Source organism: Cognatishimia coralii (genome assembly GCF_037478305.1).
GTDB classification, from domain to species: Bacteria; Pseudomonadota; Alphaproteobacteria; order Rhodobacterales; family Rhodobacteraceae; genus Cognatishimia; species Cognatishimia coralii.
The window spans coordinates 42,839-56,417 of the sequence record NZ_JBBGAZ010000004.1; the positions used below are offsets into that span (position 1 = coordinate 42,839).

The 13,579-nt window shown below is 59.4% G+C and carries 14 protein-coding genes; 5 read left to right on the forward strand and 9 right to left on the reverse strand.

What is annotated here, in order from left to right; genetic code table 11:
• Positions 1-367: 367 nt before the first annotated feature.
• Both WG622_RS09020 and WG622_RS09025 read right to left on the reverse strand, forming a co-directional pair.
• Positions 368-2,896 (reverse strand): ABC transporter permease, encoded by a 2,529-nt coding sequence (locus tag WG622_RS09020; protein ID WP_339403302.1) that lies wholly within the window; start codon positions 2,894-2,896, stop codon positions 368-370.
• The gene (locus tag WG622_RS09025) at positions 2,893-3,579 is read right to left on the reverse strand and encodes an ABC transporter ATP-binding protein (protein ID WP_339403303.1); all 687 of its coding nucleotides are present in this window, start codon (positions 3,577-3,579) and stop codon (positions 2,893-2,895) included. Before WG622_RS09025 ends, WG622_RS09020 begins: the two co-directional genes overlap by 4 nt.
• 15 nt (positions 3,580-3,594) lie before the next feature.
• Here WG622_RS09025 and WG622_RS09030 point away from each other — a divergent pair, with 15 nt between their 5' ends.
• Positions 3,595-4,257 (forward strand): arylesterase, encoded by a 663-nt coding sequence (locus WG622_RS09030; protein WP_339403304.1) that lies wholly within the window; start codon positions 3,595-3,597, stop codon positions 4,255-4,257.
• Here WG622_RS09030 and WG622_RS09035 read toward each other — a convergent pair.
• From WG622_RS09035 to WG622_RS09045, 3 genes are all read right to left on the reverse strand, one after another.
• A complete protein-coding gene (locus WG622_RS09035; protein WP_339403305.1) occupies positions 4,254-5,426 on the reverse strand; it encodes an MFS transporter in 1,173 nt (390 codons plus the stop codon). The genes WG622_RS09030 and WG622_RS09035 overlap by 4 nt on opposite strands.
• A gap of 16 nt (positions 5,427-5,442) precedes the next feature.
• The gene (locus WG622_RS09040) at positions 5,443-6,606 is read right to left on the reverse strand and encodes a geranylgeranyl reductase family protein (protein WP_339403306.1); all 1,164 of its coding nucleotides are present in this window, start codon (positions 6,604-6,606) and stop codon (positions 5,443-5,445) included.
• A gap of 189 nt (positions 6,607-6,795) precedes the next feature.
• Positions 6,796-6,963 (reverse strand): hypothetical protein, encoded by a 168-nt coding sequence (locus WG622_RS09045; RefSeq protein ID WP_339403307.1) that lies wholly within the window; start codon positions 6,961-6,963, stop codon positions 6,796-6,798.
• A 267-nt stretch (positions 6,964-7,230) separates the two neighbouring features.
• Between WG622_RS09045 and yciA the strand changes: the two genes are divergently transcribed.
• Together yciA and WG622_RS09055 are read left to right on the forward strand one after the other, a co-directional pair.
• Positions 7,231-7,623 carry an acyl-CoA thioester hydrolase YciA gene (yciA, locus tag WG622_RS09050; RefSeq protein ID WP_339403308.1) on the forward strand — a complete coding sequence of 131 codons (393 nt, stop codon included), beginning with the start codon at positions 7,231-7,233 and terminating at the stop codon, positions 7,621-7,623.
• Positions 7,624-7,626: 3 nt separating this feature from the next.
• Positions 7,627-8,091, forward strand: a complete 465-nt coding sequence (locus WG622_RS09055) for a HugZ family pyridoxamine 5'-phosphate oxidase (RefSeq protein WP_339403309.1) — start codon at positions 7,627-7,629, stop codon at positions 8,089-8,091.
• Positions 8,092-8,097: 6 nt separating this feature from the next.
• Here the strand turns inward: WG622_RS09055 and WG622_RS09060 are convergent, their stop codons facing one another.
• From WG622_RS09060 to WG622_RS09075, 4 genes are all read right to left on the reverse strand, one after another.
• Positions 8,098-8,334, reverse strand: coding sequence for an HP1242/YdcH family protein (locus WG622_RS09060; RefSeq protein ID WP_339403310.1), 237 nt, complete (start codon positions 8,332-8,334; stop codon positions 8,098-8,100).
• 239 nt (positions 8,335-8,573) lie between these two features.
• Complete coding sequence (gene ettA, locus WG622_RS09065; RefSeq protein WP_339403311.1) at positions 8,574-10,241, reverse strand: energy-dependent translational throttle protein EttA; 1,668 nt, start codon at positions 10,239-10,241, stop codon at positions 8,574-8,576.
• Positions 10,242-10,343: 102 nt separating this feature from the next.
• Positions 10,344-10,727, reverse strand: a complete 384-nt coding sequence (locus WG622_RS09070; protein WP_339403312.1) for a DUF1353 domain-containing protein — start codon at positions 10,725-10,727, stop codon at positions 10,344-10,346.
• Positions 10,728-10,770: 43 nt separating this feature from the next.
• Positions 10,771-11,247: a GNAT family N-acetyltransferase gene (locus WG622_RS09075; protein ID WP_339403313.1), complete on the reverse strand. Its 477-nt coding sequence runs from the start codon at positions 11,245-11,247 to the stop codon at positions 10,771-10,773.
• Between the two features lie 128 nt (positions 11,248-11,375).
• On the opposite strand from WG622_RS09075, the gene WG622_RS09080 reads away from it, so the two are divergent.
• Positions 11,376-11,948, forward strand: a complete 573-nt coding sequence (locus WG622_RS09080) for a nicotinate-nucleotide adenylyltransferase (protein ID WP_438839164.1) — start codon at positions 11,376-11,378, stop codon at positions 11,946-11,948.
• A 129-nt stretch (positions 11,949-12,077) separates the two neighbouring features.
• Positions 12,078-13,529, forward strand: a complete 1,452-nt coding sequence (dacB, locus tag WG622_RS09085; protein ID WP_339403483.1) for a D-alanyl-D-alanine carboxypeptidase/D-alanyl-D-alanine endopeptidase — start codon at positions 12,078-12,080, stop codon at positions 13,527-13,529.
• Positions 13,530-13,579 lie beyond the last annotated feature (50 nt).

The window sequence follows — 13,579 nt, forward strand, 5'->3', positions numbered from 1 at the left end:
TCTATCAATCCCAAAACGCTATCGCTTCGCGAAACATAGAGAAATCCACGCTGCATTTCATGAATCATGATCGGTATTGTCACGTTTTTCGCGAATTTTTGGACGACACCCACGAGTCCACAGTCGCCCGCAAGCGCTTACAGATGTAGACAAATCAAGACGGCGGCCAAACCCGCTCCCCAAAGTTAAATCGTTGGTCAGCAAAGTTAATGATCTCAATGGGGTGCGTAAATTGGTTGCCTCGATCCCCGAATGGCTGACCGCATTCCCCATGGGTCATCCCAAAAGCCGTTCAATTTTATCGCCTGTCGCACGCGTCTCCCATAGCGCGTGCGATAGTGCATTTTGGGGGAGTGAACGAAACGGGTCAGTCCGCACTGCGCAACGTCCGCGCGGGCTTGGTCGCAAGAGGGGCAGCGGCGAATGCAAGTCCAGCCAGAAGCGTGGCGATTACGCCGCCTGCGACAATGGCCAATGCGTTGTTCCAGATGATCTCGTAATCGGTTTCCAGAATATAGAAACTGACCGCCCAGCCGCCGATGATCCCTGCAGTTAGGGCCACCAGACCAGCCGCCGTTCCCAAAAGCGCAGAACGCAAGGCAAAGCTCATCAGAATACGCTGGCGGGTCGCCCCAAGCGTTTTCAGGATCGCCGCCTCATAGGTGCGGTTCTGCTGGCCTGCGGCGGCGGCTCCGATCAGAACCAGGAAGCCTGTCAGCAAGGTGGCCGCCGCGCCGTATGACGTCGCCGCCGCAATCGATCCAAGGATGTTGCTGACGTTGTCGATCGCGTCGCGTACCGAGATCGCGGTGATGTTTGGATTGGCACTCGTGATGTCGCGCAGGATCGCGGCTTCGGCCTCTTTCTCGGCATAGACGGTTGCGATGAAACTATGCGGGGCGCCAGCCAGGGCGGCTTCGTTCATGACCAGCACAAAACCCATGCCTGCAGTCGAGAAATCAACATCGCGGAAGCTCGTGACCGTGCCAGTGATGTCGCGACCCAGAATGTTGACAGTCATCGCGTCACCGAGCTTGAGGCCGATTTCTTCCGCCTCTTCCGCGGCGAAACTGATCTGAGGCGCGCCCGTGTAATCAGCGCCCCACCATTCCCCCTCAAGGATCTCGGTGGTCTCGGGCAGGGCATCGGCATAGCTGACGCCACGGTCGCCTTGGATGACCCAGTGATCTCCGGCGACCTCAGTGGCTGGCATGCCATTGATCCGCGTTATCACGCCGCGCAGCATGGGGGCGCTTTCGACGTTGCTGACGGCGGGATCGCTCTCCATCCGTTCAAGAAAGCCGGGCATCTGATCGCGCTGGATGTCTACAAAGAAATAGCTCGGCGCAACGCTCGGCAAGTCCCGCGAAATCGCGCCACGCAGGTTACCGTCGATCTGGCCAACAGCGGCCAGAACCGACAGGCCAAGGCCCAGCGACAGTACGACAGAGGCGGCCCCTTCTCGTGGGCTGGAAATTGCCGCCAAAGCCCAACGCAGTGCAGGGCGACGGCGTGAGCGTCGCGTTGCTCGACGCGAGATCCAACGGATCGCCACAGAGGCCAGCGCCAATAACAGCAGCGCGCCTGCAATGCCGCCCGTCGTCCAAAGCGTCAGGGTCAGGTTGCCCGAGAACCACGAGGCCGCAGCGACGAGCAAAGCGAGGAGCGCCCCTGTCGCCAAAAGATACCGAACAGCCGGAATACCCGGAGCCGCATTCATCGCGTCACGAAACAGCGACGCCGCGCGCACATCCTCCGTCCGTGCCAGTGGCCAAAGGGTAAAGATCAGCGCGGTCAACGCACCATAGACCGACGCCTCCAGCAGCGCCTCTGCATGTACTGCAATTACCGTCGGCAAAGGCAAGACCGCCGAAATCACCGGCGCCAAAGCAATCGGGGCCAAGGTGCCCAAAGTCAAACCAATCGCGATGCCCAAAATACTCAGCGCGCCGATCTGCAGGAAATAGGTCAGAAAGATCGTCGCCCGCGAGGCCCCCAAAGAGCGCAGGGTCGCGATCACCTGCGTTTTGCTCGCCAGATAGGCGCGGATGGCGGCCGAGACGCCCACGCCTCCGACCGCAAGGCCTGCGAGCCCCACGAGGATCAGGAATGCCCCCAAGCGGTCTACGAATTCCGAGATACCTGGCGCACCATTGCGACTGTCGCTCCAGCGCATGCCGGTGTCTTCAAACCGCTGTGTGGCGTCGGATTTGGCGACGTCCATGTCGACACCCTCGGCCAAAAGCATCCGGTATTGCGTGTCAAAGAGCGTGCCGGGGGAAAGCAGGGCTGAGTCCGCAAGGTCCTTGGTCAGCACCATTGTGCGCGGCCCAAGACCGAAACCACCACCCGCGCTATCAGGCTCGGATTGAAGCAATGCCGCTACCGAAAATTCCTGCAGGCCGAGCTTGAACGTATCACCAATCTCCAGCGCCAATTGCGCTGCTAATTGCGGATGGATCACCGCGCCGGGCAGGCCGTTTTGCCCCGCAAAAGCCGTCGCCAGATCCGCGCCGCCTTCCAGTTTGAGCTCACCCACCAGCGGGTAAAGATCATCGACGGCCTTGATCTGGGTCAGGCCGCGTTCGGTGGTGCCATCTCGTTCCACCACGGCCATGGATCTGAAATCCACCACCTCTGAAATCGCGGTGGCTTGCTCTGCCATCCACGCACGTTCTTCGCCAGAGGCGTAGCGATAGGTGAACTGCATCTGAGCGTCCCCGCCCAAGAGCGTGGCGCCTTGATCGGCGATGCCTGCTTCGATCGAAGAGCGAACCGAGCCGATCCCTGCGATCGCGGCCACGCCAAGCGCCAGACAAGCGAGGAAGATGCGAAACCCCTTCAGGCCTCCGCGTAATTCACGCCGGGCAAAGCGGGCGGCGATTTTCAGGCTCATTTTGCGGCCTCTTGTGCGGTATCCACGCGGCCATCGCGCAGGCGGATCACACGGTCACAGCGCGCCGCCAAAGCGCGGGAGTGTGTCACCAGAACCAAGGTCGCGCCGTGGCGGTCGCGCAGGCCGAACAAGAGGTCCATGATGGCCTCGCCATTGGCCCCGTCAAGGTTGCCCGTCGGCTCATCCGCCAACAAGAGCTTCGGGCGCGGCGCTGCGGCGCGGGCCAGCGCAACACGCTGTTGTTCACCGCCAGACATTTGCGAGGGGTAGTGATCGGCGCGATGCCCAAGACCGACGGCCTCAAGTTCCTCCGCCGCGCGGTCAAAGGCGTCAGCATGACCTGCCAACTCAAGCGGGGTGGCGACGTTTTCTAGCGCTGTCATGGTCGGGATCAGATGAAAGCTCTGAAACACCACGCCCATGTTTTCGCGCCGAAATCGCGCTAGCCCGTCTTCGTTCATGTGGGTCAGATCCTGATCCAATGCGGTGATCGTCCCAGAACTCGCGCGCTCCAGTCCGCCCATCAGCATCAAGAGCGAGGATTTGCCGGATCCAGACGGCCCGATCAGCCCCAAAGTTTCCCCCGCCGCGACATCCAATGTAATGCCATGCAAGATTTCCACCAATCCGGCGTTGCTTTCCAGCGCCAAACGCACATCTTTGAGAGAGAGAACCGAGGTCATAAGGAGGGCCTGTCTATGAGTATTGCATCGCAATATGGGATCAGCACGTGGCGAAGCAAGGCGCTGGCGCTGGTTTTTGGACTGATCGGTTCAGTTTCTGCGGCCGAGACCACGATTGTCGCCTTCGGGGACAGTCTGATCCATGGCTTTGGTCTGCCACAGGGCGATGGTTTTGTGCCGCAGATGCAGGCCTGGCTGACGGCGCAAGGCAAGGACGTGACGGTGATCAATGGAGGCGTGTCGGGTGACACCACCATGGGAGGCTTGTCCCGCGTGGCCTGGACTCTGACGCCTGAAGTGGACGCAATGATCGTGACGCTTGGCGGCAATGATTTCCTGCGTGGCCTCGATCCTGCGGCCAGCAAGGCCAATATCACGGGCATTGTTGAGACAGCTAAAGCGCAGGGGGTCGAGGTGCTTTTGACGGGCATGCAGGCGCCGGGCAACTACGGGCCTGACTACAAGGCCGCGTTCGATGCGCTCTATGGCGAGGTGGCGGCGGCCAATGATGCGCTGTTGGCAGAGAGCTATTTTGCTGGGCTGCCGTCTGAGGACCCCGCCCAGCTAGGTGCCTTGATGCAAGCCGATGGAATTCATCCGAATAGAGAAGGCGTCAGCCTGATCGTTGAGGCTCTTGGCCCGCATGTTCTTGAGCTGATCGCGCGGGTAGAAGGCTAGTCACCACCTTTGGGCGGCTTCATCGCGGGCGCTGTGAATAGCATCACACCGCCCAAGGCCAGCAAAAGCAGCAGCGCAGTATGGAGCGAGGTTGCCTCGGCAATAAACCCGATCAGCGGTGGCCCCAACAAAATGCCGCCATAGGCAAAGGTCGCGACGCCGGCCACTGCCATCGCCTTGGGCATGGTCCGCGAGGCACCCGCACGTGCCATGGCCAATGGCATGGCAAGCGCATAGCCCAACCCCAGCGCGACAAAGCCGATGAGGGCCATGGTTTCTGATCCTGCCAAGGCGACGATGGCCGCGCCAAGTCCGGCGAAGCCTGCGCTCACAAACGCGGCCCGCAGGGGGCCCAGACGCCCGATGACAATCGCACCCGACAGACGCATGACCACCATGGCTGTGGCAAAGACAGCCAGACCGATGGGGGCACGGGCCTCGGAGGTCGCGGTGACCTCTATCAGATATAGCGCACTCCAATCTGCGATGGCGCCTTCGCCCAATGTGGCGCAGAGCGTGAAGAAGCCGACCAGCAAGAGCTTTCCCTTTAGGATTGGCAAGAAAGGGGTCTTTTCTGCGGGTTGCGGGGTGAAAGACCAGGGAATGCGCATGCCCCAGATCGCCAAGGGCAGGGCCAGCGTGGCGACAATGGCGAAGTGGGTGCCGTGGCTCCAGCCCCAAGGGATAACGACCAGACCGCTGAGCGCACCCAGAACGGACCCAAGGCTCCACATGGCGTGAAAGCTCGGCATCCAGATCTTGCCTGTGTCGTCCTCGGCTTCAGTCGCCCAGACGTTCATCGCCACATCCATGCCACCTCCGCTTAGACCAAAGCAGATGATGGCGAGCGCCAGAAGCCAGATGCTTGGGGCCAGAGCAAGTCCCAACATCGACAGCACCATAAGCGCCCAAAGGATGCGTGTGATCTGTGCGCCGCCGTGACGATCCGCGAGTTTGCCTGCGATAGGAAAGCCGCAAATGGCCCCGGCCGCCATTAGCAAGAGCAGAAGGCCTAAAGCATCATGCGACAGATCAAAGCTCTGTTTGATCGCAGGCAGCCGAGCGGCCCATGTGCCAAACAAGATACTATTGGCCAGAAAGGCTGCCGCGATGGCGATCCAAATTCTTTTGGGGGCAAGGTCTGTGTTTGACATAAGAGGTCCGGTCATCAAGGGCTCGGGTGCACTATGACCGACGGCGCAGACCACGCAATACAAAACGCGGCAAACTGAGGCCGGATTTGAGCAAGAGGGCAGGGTATTCCTGTTTGCCGGCCAGGACATTCAGATATTCGTGTCGCAAGCGGCCCGACTGGGCCATCTTCTGAAAAAAGGCGTCCTTGAAGCGTCCGGAAAACACGAGCTTGCGTAGGGTCCGCGCGATGCGAAGGTTGCGATGGATCGGTTTCAGCTTGCGCAGATAGATCGCGAAGGCGCGGTCTGGGGTGTTCGCCTTGAGGGCTTCGATTGCGGCCTCAGCGGCCAAATGGCCCGACTTGATCGCGTAGGCGATACCTTCTCCGGTGATCGGGTCCACCAGCCCGGCAGCGTCTCCGGCCAAGAGGGTCGCGCCGCGACCAGGCTGTGTTTTGAAATGGCCAAAGGGCAGGAAATGGCCTTTGAGTTTGGGTATGCTTTTGAGGTTGAGCAGATCCGTATAGCTCCGCATCCGCGCCTTCATGTCGGGGTTATGCGAGGTAAGGCCTCCGACCCCGATGGTGACGCTGTCTTGCTTGGGGAAACGCCACCCATAGCCCCAATCCGCCGCGTTGAAATCAATCCGAAGTGCGGCGCTGTCGTCTTCTTTGGGGGCTTCAACCTCGAGGGCGAAACCGATCTGGTCGTGATCAAACGCTGCGCCAAAGAGGTGGCGGGCGACCTGACTGTTCACCCCATCCGCGCCGATCAGAACTTTGGCTTCAAGGGACGTCCCGCCCGCGAGTTCAATGCTGGTGCCGTTGATGTCCGTGACCCGATGGCCCGAATAGTCGAGCCCGCCCAACGAAACGGCATGTCTAAACATCTGATCGTCAAATGACAGACGCATGGCGAGGTGGATCGGGGCCTGGGCCTGCATGTGCGACAGCCGCTGACCGGCATGCCAGAATTCAACCTCTTGGGTGCTGAGGATATCGTCAAACTGGATGTCATGGCCGAAAGCGTCTTTGAAGTAGGATCGACTGCGCTCGGTGACGCCGCCGCCGCAAAGTTTGTCTCTGGGGAAGCTGGCTTTGTCCACCAAAGCCACCGAAAGGCCTGCGCGCGCTGCCACCGCCGCAGCAGCACTCCCAGCTGGGCCCGCGCCCAGAACAATCACATCAACCTGCGGCATGACTGCGCCACGTCCCATTTAACACGCCCTATCTGAGGCTGCCTTCGGGGTGAGGTCAACGAGATAGTGAGGCGTGCCTAAAAATGCAGCGGTAAAAATGAAATCGCGCCCGGAGCCTTTGGAGGGAAGAGAGGCTCCGGACGCGATGAATGGCGCTGATTAGTCAGTAGGTTCGACCCCCACGCGCCCTAGAGAAACTGGTGGCGCTTAGGCGCGGCGGTTTGCCCGCATGGCGAGCAGGGTCACCATCGGCAGTCCGACTGAAAGAAATGCGTATGTGTTCAGGGCAACCGTGAAATCAAATCCAAGGGCCAGTTGGGTGATGGCACCGGTCAAGCCGAGTGCGCTTCCAAAAAGAAACATAACGAGAGCCATAGCAATCTCCTCTATCTTCTGAACGTTACCGGCCGCATTCTGCTTGCCAAAGTTCCCGAGTGACGGGTGCTATAGTCGCTTGAATCCATTAAACCCTGAATTGGGGCACAAATTGGGCAAGGCTGTGGCAAGACAAGGAAACTGCCTGTCTGACATCAGTTTGCGAGGCAAAATGTTAAGAATTCATTGCACGCTTGAGTATTTCTCGAGGGATGAGTGGACAAGGACATTGCAGCGCGTAGTCTGGGCTAAATCGAGGAAGAGCCCATGACCGACCATTCAGAACCTTCTGGCGAACTTACTTTGCGCACATTGGCGATGCCCTCGGACGTCAATGTGAACGGTGATATCTTTGGCGGCTGGGTGCTGAGCCAGATGGACATCGCCGCAGGGATTGTGTCCCGGGAAACCAGTCAGGGGCGTGCTGCGACCATTGCGGTGGATGCGATGAAATTCATCCGTCCCGTCAAGGTCGGCGACGTGCTTTGTGTCTACGCAAGTTTGGCGCGGGTTGGCCGGACGTCGATGGCGATTGAAGTCGAAGCCTGGGTGCGGCGCGGCACCATCGGCACGCGGGAGAAAGTGACCGAAGCGGTCTTTACCTTTGTGGCGATCGACGAAGAGGGGCGGCCGCGGGCAGTGCCTCAGCCTGAGGGTTAGACCTTGGTCAAAGACCCTTTCCGAGAGTTGGATGACGAAGCCCATGCGGTGATGAACGGGCTGCTAGAGTCCGCGACCCATGCGGCATTGGCGGTGGTGCGCGAGGATGGGTCTCCGTCGGTGACGCGGGTGGCCTTCTCCGTGGATAAGGGCAGAGTCCCTGTCACTTTAATCTCTGATTTATCTTTACATACAAAGGCTTTACGCAACGGTCGGGCCTGTTCGTTGTTGATTGGGGAGCCTGGTGAAAAGGGAGATCCTCTAACCCATCCGAGGCTGACTTTGCATTGCCTGCCGCAGTTCGTGACGCGGGAGGATGCGGGGTATTCGGATTTGCGCGCGTGGTATCTAGAGCGGCGGCCCAAGGCGAAGCTCTATGCGGACTTCGCGGATTTCAATTTTGTGCGGTTTGAGGTTTTGGATGGCCTTCTCAACGCTGGGTTTGGGAAGGCCTATAAGATCGGGTAGCCGTGGTTAGTTCGCCAGCATCCGGTAGATTTCATCTTTCAATGCGGCGCGTTTCTTGCGCAGTTCGATGGTTTCCATGTCTCCCATCGGTTCCACATTGGTTTCGACCGGATGCACGGTGCGGTTCACGTCGTGATAATCGTCCGCCAGCCGCGCGAAATGCGCGTCGGTTTGTTTTAGGGTCGAGATTTTGGTGACATGTTCTGGAAATTCTGCAGCCAGTTCGTGCGGGGTCTTGCCCATGATGTCTCTCCGTTTTGTGGTTTCAGAGGGAGACTAACGCGCTGGTGCAGGGTTGGATTTGATCGGGATCAAATTTGGAAAGGTTTTGCGCAGAACAAGGCCGTCTGGCCGCTGCGCCAGCGTCGACCTGCCGGACTGTCCGGGCTCCGCTTCAAGGCAGAGCGTAGGGTGGGATTATACCCCACCATTCCGAATGAAGGTGACCGGGTAGGGTGGGTTGGAAACCCACCCTACGGTGCTTATCGGGTAAACTTCTTATGCTTCAACCGTTTAGGCTCTAGAGCATCCGGTCCCAAGCGCCGCTTCTTATCTTCTTCGTAGTCCTCAAAGTTGCCCTCAAACCACTCCACATGCGCGTCGCCTTCAAAGGCCAGAATATGCGTGCAGATCCGGTCGAGGAAGAAACGGTCGTGCGAGATGACCACCGCGCAGCCTGCGAAATCGACCAGCGCGTCTTCCAAAGCCCGCAGGGTTTCGACGTCCAAATCGTTGGTTGGTTCGTCAAGCAACAGCACGTTGCCGCCCTCTTTCAGCAGGCGCGCCATGTGGACGCGGTTGCGTTCGCCACCGGACAGCAGATTGAGCTTCTTCTGCTGGTCTCCGCCTTTGAAGTTGAAGGACGAGCAATAGGCGCGGGAGTTGACCTGCGCGTCGCCCAGTTCGATGATTTCGGCCCCGCCGGAAATCGCTTCCCAGACGGTGTCGCCGTCGTTCAGATCATCGCGGCTTTGGTCGACATAAGACAGCTGCACTGTGTCGCCATAGGTCACAGACCCGCCGTCGGGCTGTTCTTGGCCGGTCAGCATCTTAAAGAGCGTTGATTTACCGGCGCCGTTGGGGCCGATGACACCGACGATGCCGCCCGGCGGCAGGCTGAATTCGAGGTTCTCGATCAGCTGTTTGTCGCCGTAGTGCTTAGAGAGCCCCTCGACCTCGATCACCTTGGAGCCCAGACGCGGGCCATTCGGGATAACGATCTGGGCGCGGGTGATCTTTTCGCGCTCGGATTGGGAGGCGAGGTCGTTATAGGCCGCGATCCGCGCCTTGGATTTGGCCTGACGCGCCTTTTGACCCTGCTGCATCCATTCAAGCTCGCGCTCGAGCGTCTTTTGCTTCGCCTTATCCTCGCGCGCTTCCTGCGCCAGACGTTTGGCTTTTTGCTCAAGCCAGCTGGAATAGTTGCCCTCGTAAGGAATGCCACGGCCGCGGTCGAGTTCCAGGATCCAGCCGGTGATGTCATCCAGGAAGTAACGGTCGTGGGTGACGCAGAGGATGGTGCCTTTGTAGTCAATCAGGTGCTGTTGCAGCCAGGCGATGGTTTCCGCATCCAGGTGGTTGGTGGGTTCGTCGAGCAAGAGCATATCTGGCGCTTCAAGCAGCAGTTTGCAGAGCGCCACGCGGCGTTTTTCACCGCCAGACAGGTCAGCGATATTGGCGTCGTCGGGTGGGCATCGCAGGGCCTCCATGGCGACATCAATCTGGCTGTCCAGATCCCAGAGGTTCTCCGCGTCGATGCCGTCTTGCAGCTCGGTCATCTCTTCCATCAGCTCGTCGGTATAGTTCTCGGCGATCTCCATGGCGATGGCGTTGAAACGGTCCACTTTGGCCTTTTTCTCGGCCACGCCTAGCATGACGTTTTCGCGCACAGAGAGGCTTTCATCAAGCTGAGGCTCCTGCGGCAGGTAGCCGACCTTGGCGCCCTCGGCAGACCAGGCCTCGCCGGTGAAGTCTTTGTCCAGCCCCGCCATGATCTTCATCAGGGTCGATTTACCCGCGCCGTTGACGCCGACGACGCCGATTTTCACGCCGGGCAGGAAGCTTAGGTGGATGTTTTCAAAGCATTTCTTGCCGCCGGGGTAGGTCTTGGACACACCCTGCATGTGATAGACGTATTGATAGGCTGCCATGGGTCGGGCTCCGCTTTAGGGGAATCTTTGGGCGCTTTCGCGCGTCAGAGGGGGTGATAGCGGATGGGGTGGGGGATGGCAAACTCAATGAGGCGAGGTCGATCACCCCCGATTGATTGCGTCTTTCCCCAAAATCCACCGGATAAACCGACGAAGCCGCATCCCTGAATACGCGAGCCATGTTCTAAGCGGATGGGCGTGTACGCTGAGCGCAGCCTCGAACCACTGACTGTCAGCGAAAGCGCGTCGAAACCCGAGTTCCAGGAGCGTGTCGTGGATGAGAGCTGATTTAAGGAAAAAGGGGTCGTCTGGGTCAAACACCCACCTCAATAGCGGTGGGACTGAGCTTTCGAATTCGCGGCCAGGCGGGATCGAAAACACCCACCCACTTTTGTTTTTACCAATATCCCACTCAACAGTTTCGATTGTTATCCACCCTCGAGAGCCACCTTTTTTACACCAACTGATATCGGGAATGTCGCTCATGAAGGCCTCAAAAAGTGTTCAACGAAAGTTCACGCAGTCTAGCCTAAACCACCCACTTCTCAAAAAACAGATCCGGATAGGGATCATCATTAAACCGCTCAATCTCGACCCAGCCGAGCTTTTCATAGAGCCGTGCCGCCTCGGGCAGGGCGGAATTTGTGTCCAGCCGCAAGACCTTGATCCCCAAGTCCCGCGCGGCTGCGTCGCAGCGCTCCATCAGACGGGTTGCGAGGCCCAAACCCCGCGCGGCCTCAGAGACCCAGAGCCGTTTGATCTCTGCCTGCCCGTCACCCCAGCCTTTGAGGCCGACGCAGCCCAGGGCCTGCCCGTCTGACATCGCCACAAAGAACGCGCCTTTTGGGTGAATCATGTCGCTGGCCTCGGGGTCGCGGGAGAGGTTGACGTCAAAACCTCGGTCAAAGCGGCGTTCGAGTTCGGCGTAGTACTGGCCCAAGCACCAGACGGCGGCGTCATCGCGGGGGTCGCATTGCACAAGAGAGACGGAATTTGGGTCGATCATGGGCGCAGGCTACGGGCGTCGCAGGCGCGAGAAAAGCCCTAATGTCCCGATTATCGGCTGGACAATCTGCATGGTGAACTTTCTATTTGGCGACCATGAGGAAACGCGTGACATATCTGACGGCGGGCATGACCGTTGGGCTGCTTGGCGGATCGTTTGACCCGCCGCATGCGGGGCATGTGCATATCACGCGCGAGGCTTTGAAGCGCTTTGGGCTGGATCGGGTCTGGTGGCTGGTAAGCCCGGGCAATCCTTTGAAAGAACGAGGCCCCGCGGCGATGGAGCGGCGGATGGCGGCGGCGCGGGCGATCATGCGGCATCCGCGTGTGACGATCAGCGATTTTGAGGCGCGCAGTGGCACGACCTATACGGCGGAGACGCTGGCGGCTTTGAAGGCGCGCTATCCGGGGGTGCGGTTTGTCTGGCTGATGGGGGCGGATAACCTCGCGCAGTTTCATCGCTGGAAGGACTGGCGGTTCATTATGGAGAACTTCCATGTGGGCGTGCTGGCGCGGCCCGGCGATCGGATCCCGGCCAAGACCGCGAAGGCTGCGGCGGTCTATGATTTCGCCAAGATTCCCGGCAAGCAGAGCCGGCGCTTGGTGAAAGCGCAAACGCCTGCCTGGTGTTTCACCAATGTGCCCATGGTGGATCTGAGCTCGACCGAGATCCGTGCCCAAGGCAAATGGGCGTCACGCTGAGATCACATTCCCTTTTGTAATGGTTAACCGCACTTGTTTGGTCAGGCGAACTATGGCTTGCTTTGATCTGGGGAATTTGACTGCCAGGTTATGTTGACGCAATTTTCACGACGCGCGTTTTTGACGAGTATGTTTGGGTTTGCCGCGACCGCCGGTGTGGCGGAGGCGCCCAAGACGTCGTTGCGGCCAAAACTGCGGCCGATCTCTGTGAAAATCCAAGGCGATGTGCCGATCCCCGCAGCGATCGAGCAAGCCAAGCTGGGTGGGAAAACCGGCGTGGCTGTGGTTGATTTGGCTTCTGGCAAACTGCTCGAAAGCCATGGCGGCAAAGAGAAACTGCCACCCGCGAGTGTCGCGAAATCGATCACGGCGCTTTATGCGTTGGATACTTTGGGTGCGGATTTCCGATTCCAGACGCGGGTTGTGGCCAATGGGTCGATTGAGAACGGGACGTTGGATGGCGATCTGATCCTTGTCGGTGGCGGCGATCCGACGCTGGATACGGACGACCTGAACGCTCTGGCCAAAGCGACGGCGGCGCGGGGGATCAAAAAGGTGACAGGGCGGCTGCTGGTCTATGGCGGCGCATTGCCATCGGTGGAGAGCATTGACGGCGGGCAGCCGGTGCATGTGGGCTATTCGCCTGCGATCTCGGGTATCTGCCTGAATTTCAATCGCGTGTTCTTTGAGTGGCGCAATGGGGCTGAAGGGCTGTCGGTCACCTTGGATGCGCGCAGCGAGCGGGTGCGGCCTCCGGTCAAGTCGGTGAAGGTGGTGTTAGATCCGCGGGCGGCGCCGATTTATGAATATCGCAAGCGTGGTGGCGTCGAGGAATGGTCTGTGTCGCGACCCGCGCTGGGGGGCAATGGGGGGCGGTGGCTGCCTGTGCGCCAGCCTGAGGTCTATGCGGGCGAAGTCTTTCGGTGGTTGGCCGCTCAGCATGGGCTTTATTTGCCAGCGGCCAAGAAGACCTCTTCGCGTCCCAAAGGGACGGTGCTTGCGCAACATCAGAGTGCACCTCTGTCGGTGATGCTGCAACGGATGCTGAAGTTTTCGACCAATTTGACGGCTGAGACGATTGGTCTGACGGCGACGGCAAAACGCGGGGTCTTTGCCGCGAACCTGCGTGCCTCGGGGCGCGAGATGGAGAAATGGGCGCGTAAGTCTCTGGGCATCAAGAGTGCGAAATTTGTGGATCACTCTGGACTTGGGGATGCGTCGCGGATGCTCGCGGGGGAAACCGCTTTGGGGCTGGCGCGGGCGGCGAGTTCAGATCGGCTGCGGCCTTTGCTCAAGGAGATCATTCTGAAAGACGCCAAAGGCAAGCCTGACAAAGCCCACCCGATCAAAGTGCATGCAAAAACTGGCACGCTGAACTTTGTAAGCGGTCTGGCGGGATATATGCAGGCGTCAGATGGCCGCGTTATGGCTTTTGCGGTGTTTTCTGCCAACGAGGGCGTAAGGCGCAAGCTGTCACGCGCGCAGCGTGAGCGGCCCGAGGGGGCGCGGGGCTGGAACCGCCGAGCGCGGCAGCTCCAACAGGTGATGATCGAGCGTTGGGGGCGGATTTATTCCGGTTAAGGGATTGTTCGGTTTTTTCAGCAAAACTCTTAAGCGAAATTGATCCTTTG

What these genes read in the sequence shown, in the direction of transcription:
- WG622_RS09020 (WP_339403302.1), bottom strand. Translation starts at nt 2,896, where the DNA reads ATGAGCCTGAAAATCGCCGCCCGCTTTGCCCGGCGTGAATTACGCGGA.
- WG622_RS09025 (WP_339403303.1), bottom strand. Translation starts at nt 3,579, where the DNA reads ATGACCTCGGTTCTCTCTCTCAAAGATGTGCGTTTGGCGCTGGAAAGC.
- WG622_RS09030 (WP_339403304.1), top strand. Translation starts at nt 3,595, where the DNA reads ATGAGTATTGCATCGCAATATGGGATCAGCACGTGGCGAAGCAAGGCG.
- WG622_RS09035 (WP_339403305.1), bottom strand. Translation starts at nt 5,426, where the DNA reads ATGACCGGACCTCTTATGTCAAACACAGACCTTGCCCCCAAAAGAATT.
- WG622_RS09040 (WP_339403306.1), bottom strand. Translation starts at nt 6,606, where the DNA reads ATGGGACGTGGCGCAGTCATGCCGCAGGTTGATGTGATTGTTCTGGGC.
- WG622_RS09045 (WP_339403307.1), bottom strand. Translation starts at nt 6,963, where the DNA reads ATGGCTCTCGTTATGTTTCTTTTTGGAAGCGCACTCGGCTTGACCGGT.
- yciA (WP_339403308.1), top strand. Translation starts at nt 7,231, where the DNA reads ATGACCGACCATTCAGAACCTTCTGGCGAACTTACTTTGCGCACATTG.
- WG622_RS09060 (WP_339403310.1), bottom strand. Translation starts at nt 8,334, where the DNA reads ATGGGCAAGACCCCGCACGAACTGGCTGCAGAATTTCCAGAACATGTC.
- ettA (WP_339403311.1), bottom strand. Translation starts at nt 10,241, where the DNA reads ATGGCAGCCTATCAATACGTCTATCACATGCAGGGTGTGTCCAAGACC.
- WG622_RS09070 (WP_339403312.1), bottom strand. Translation starts at nt 10,727, where the DNA reads ATGAGCGACATTCCCGATATCAGTTGGTGTAAAAAAGGTGGCTCTCGA.
- WG622_RS09075 (WP_339403313.1), bottom strand. Translation starts at nt 11,247, where the DNA reads ATGATCGACCCAAATTCCGTCTCTCTTGTGCAATGCGACCCCCGCGAT.
- WG622_RS09080 (WP_438839164.1), top strand. Translation starts at nt 11,376, where the DNA reads ATGACCGTTGGGCTGCTTGGCGGATCGTTTGACCCGCCGCATGCGGGG.
- dacB (WP_339403483.1), top strand. Translation starts at nt 12,078, where the DNA reads ATGTTTGGGTTTGCCGCGACCGCCGGTGTGGCGGAGGCGCCCAAGACG.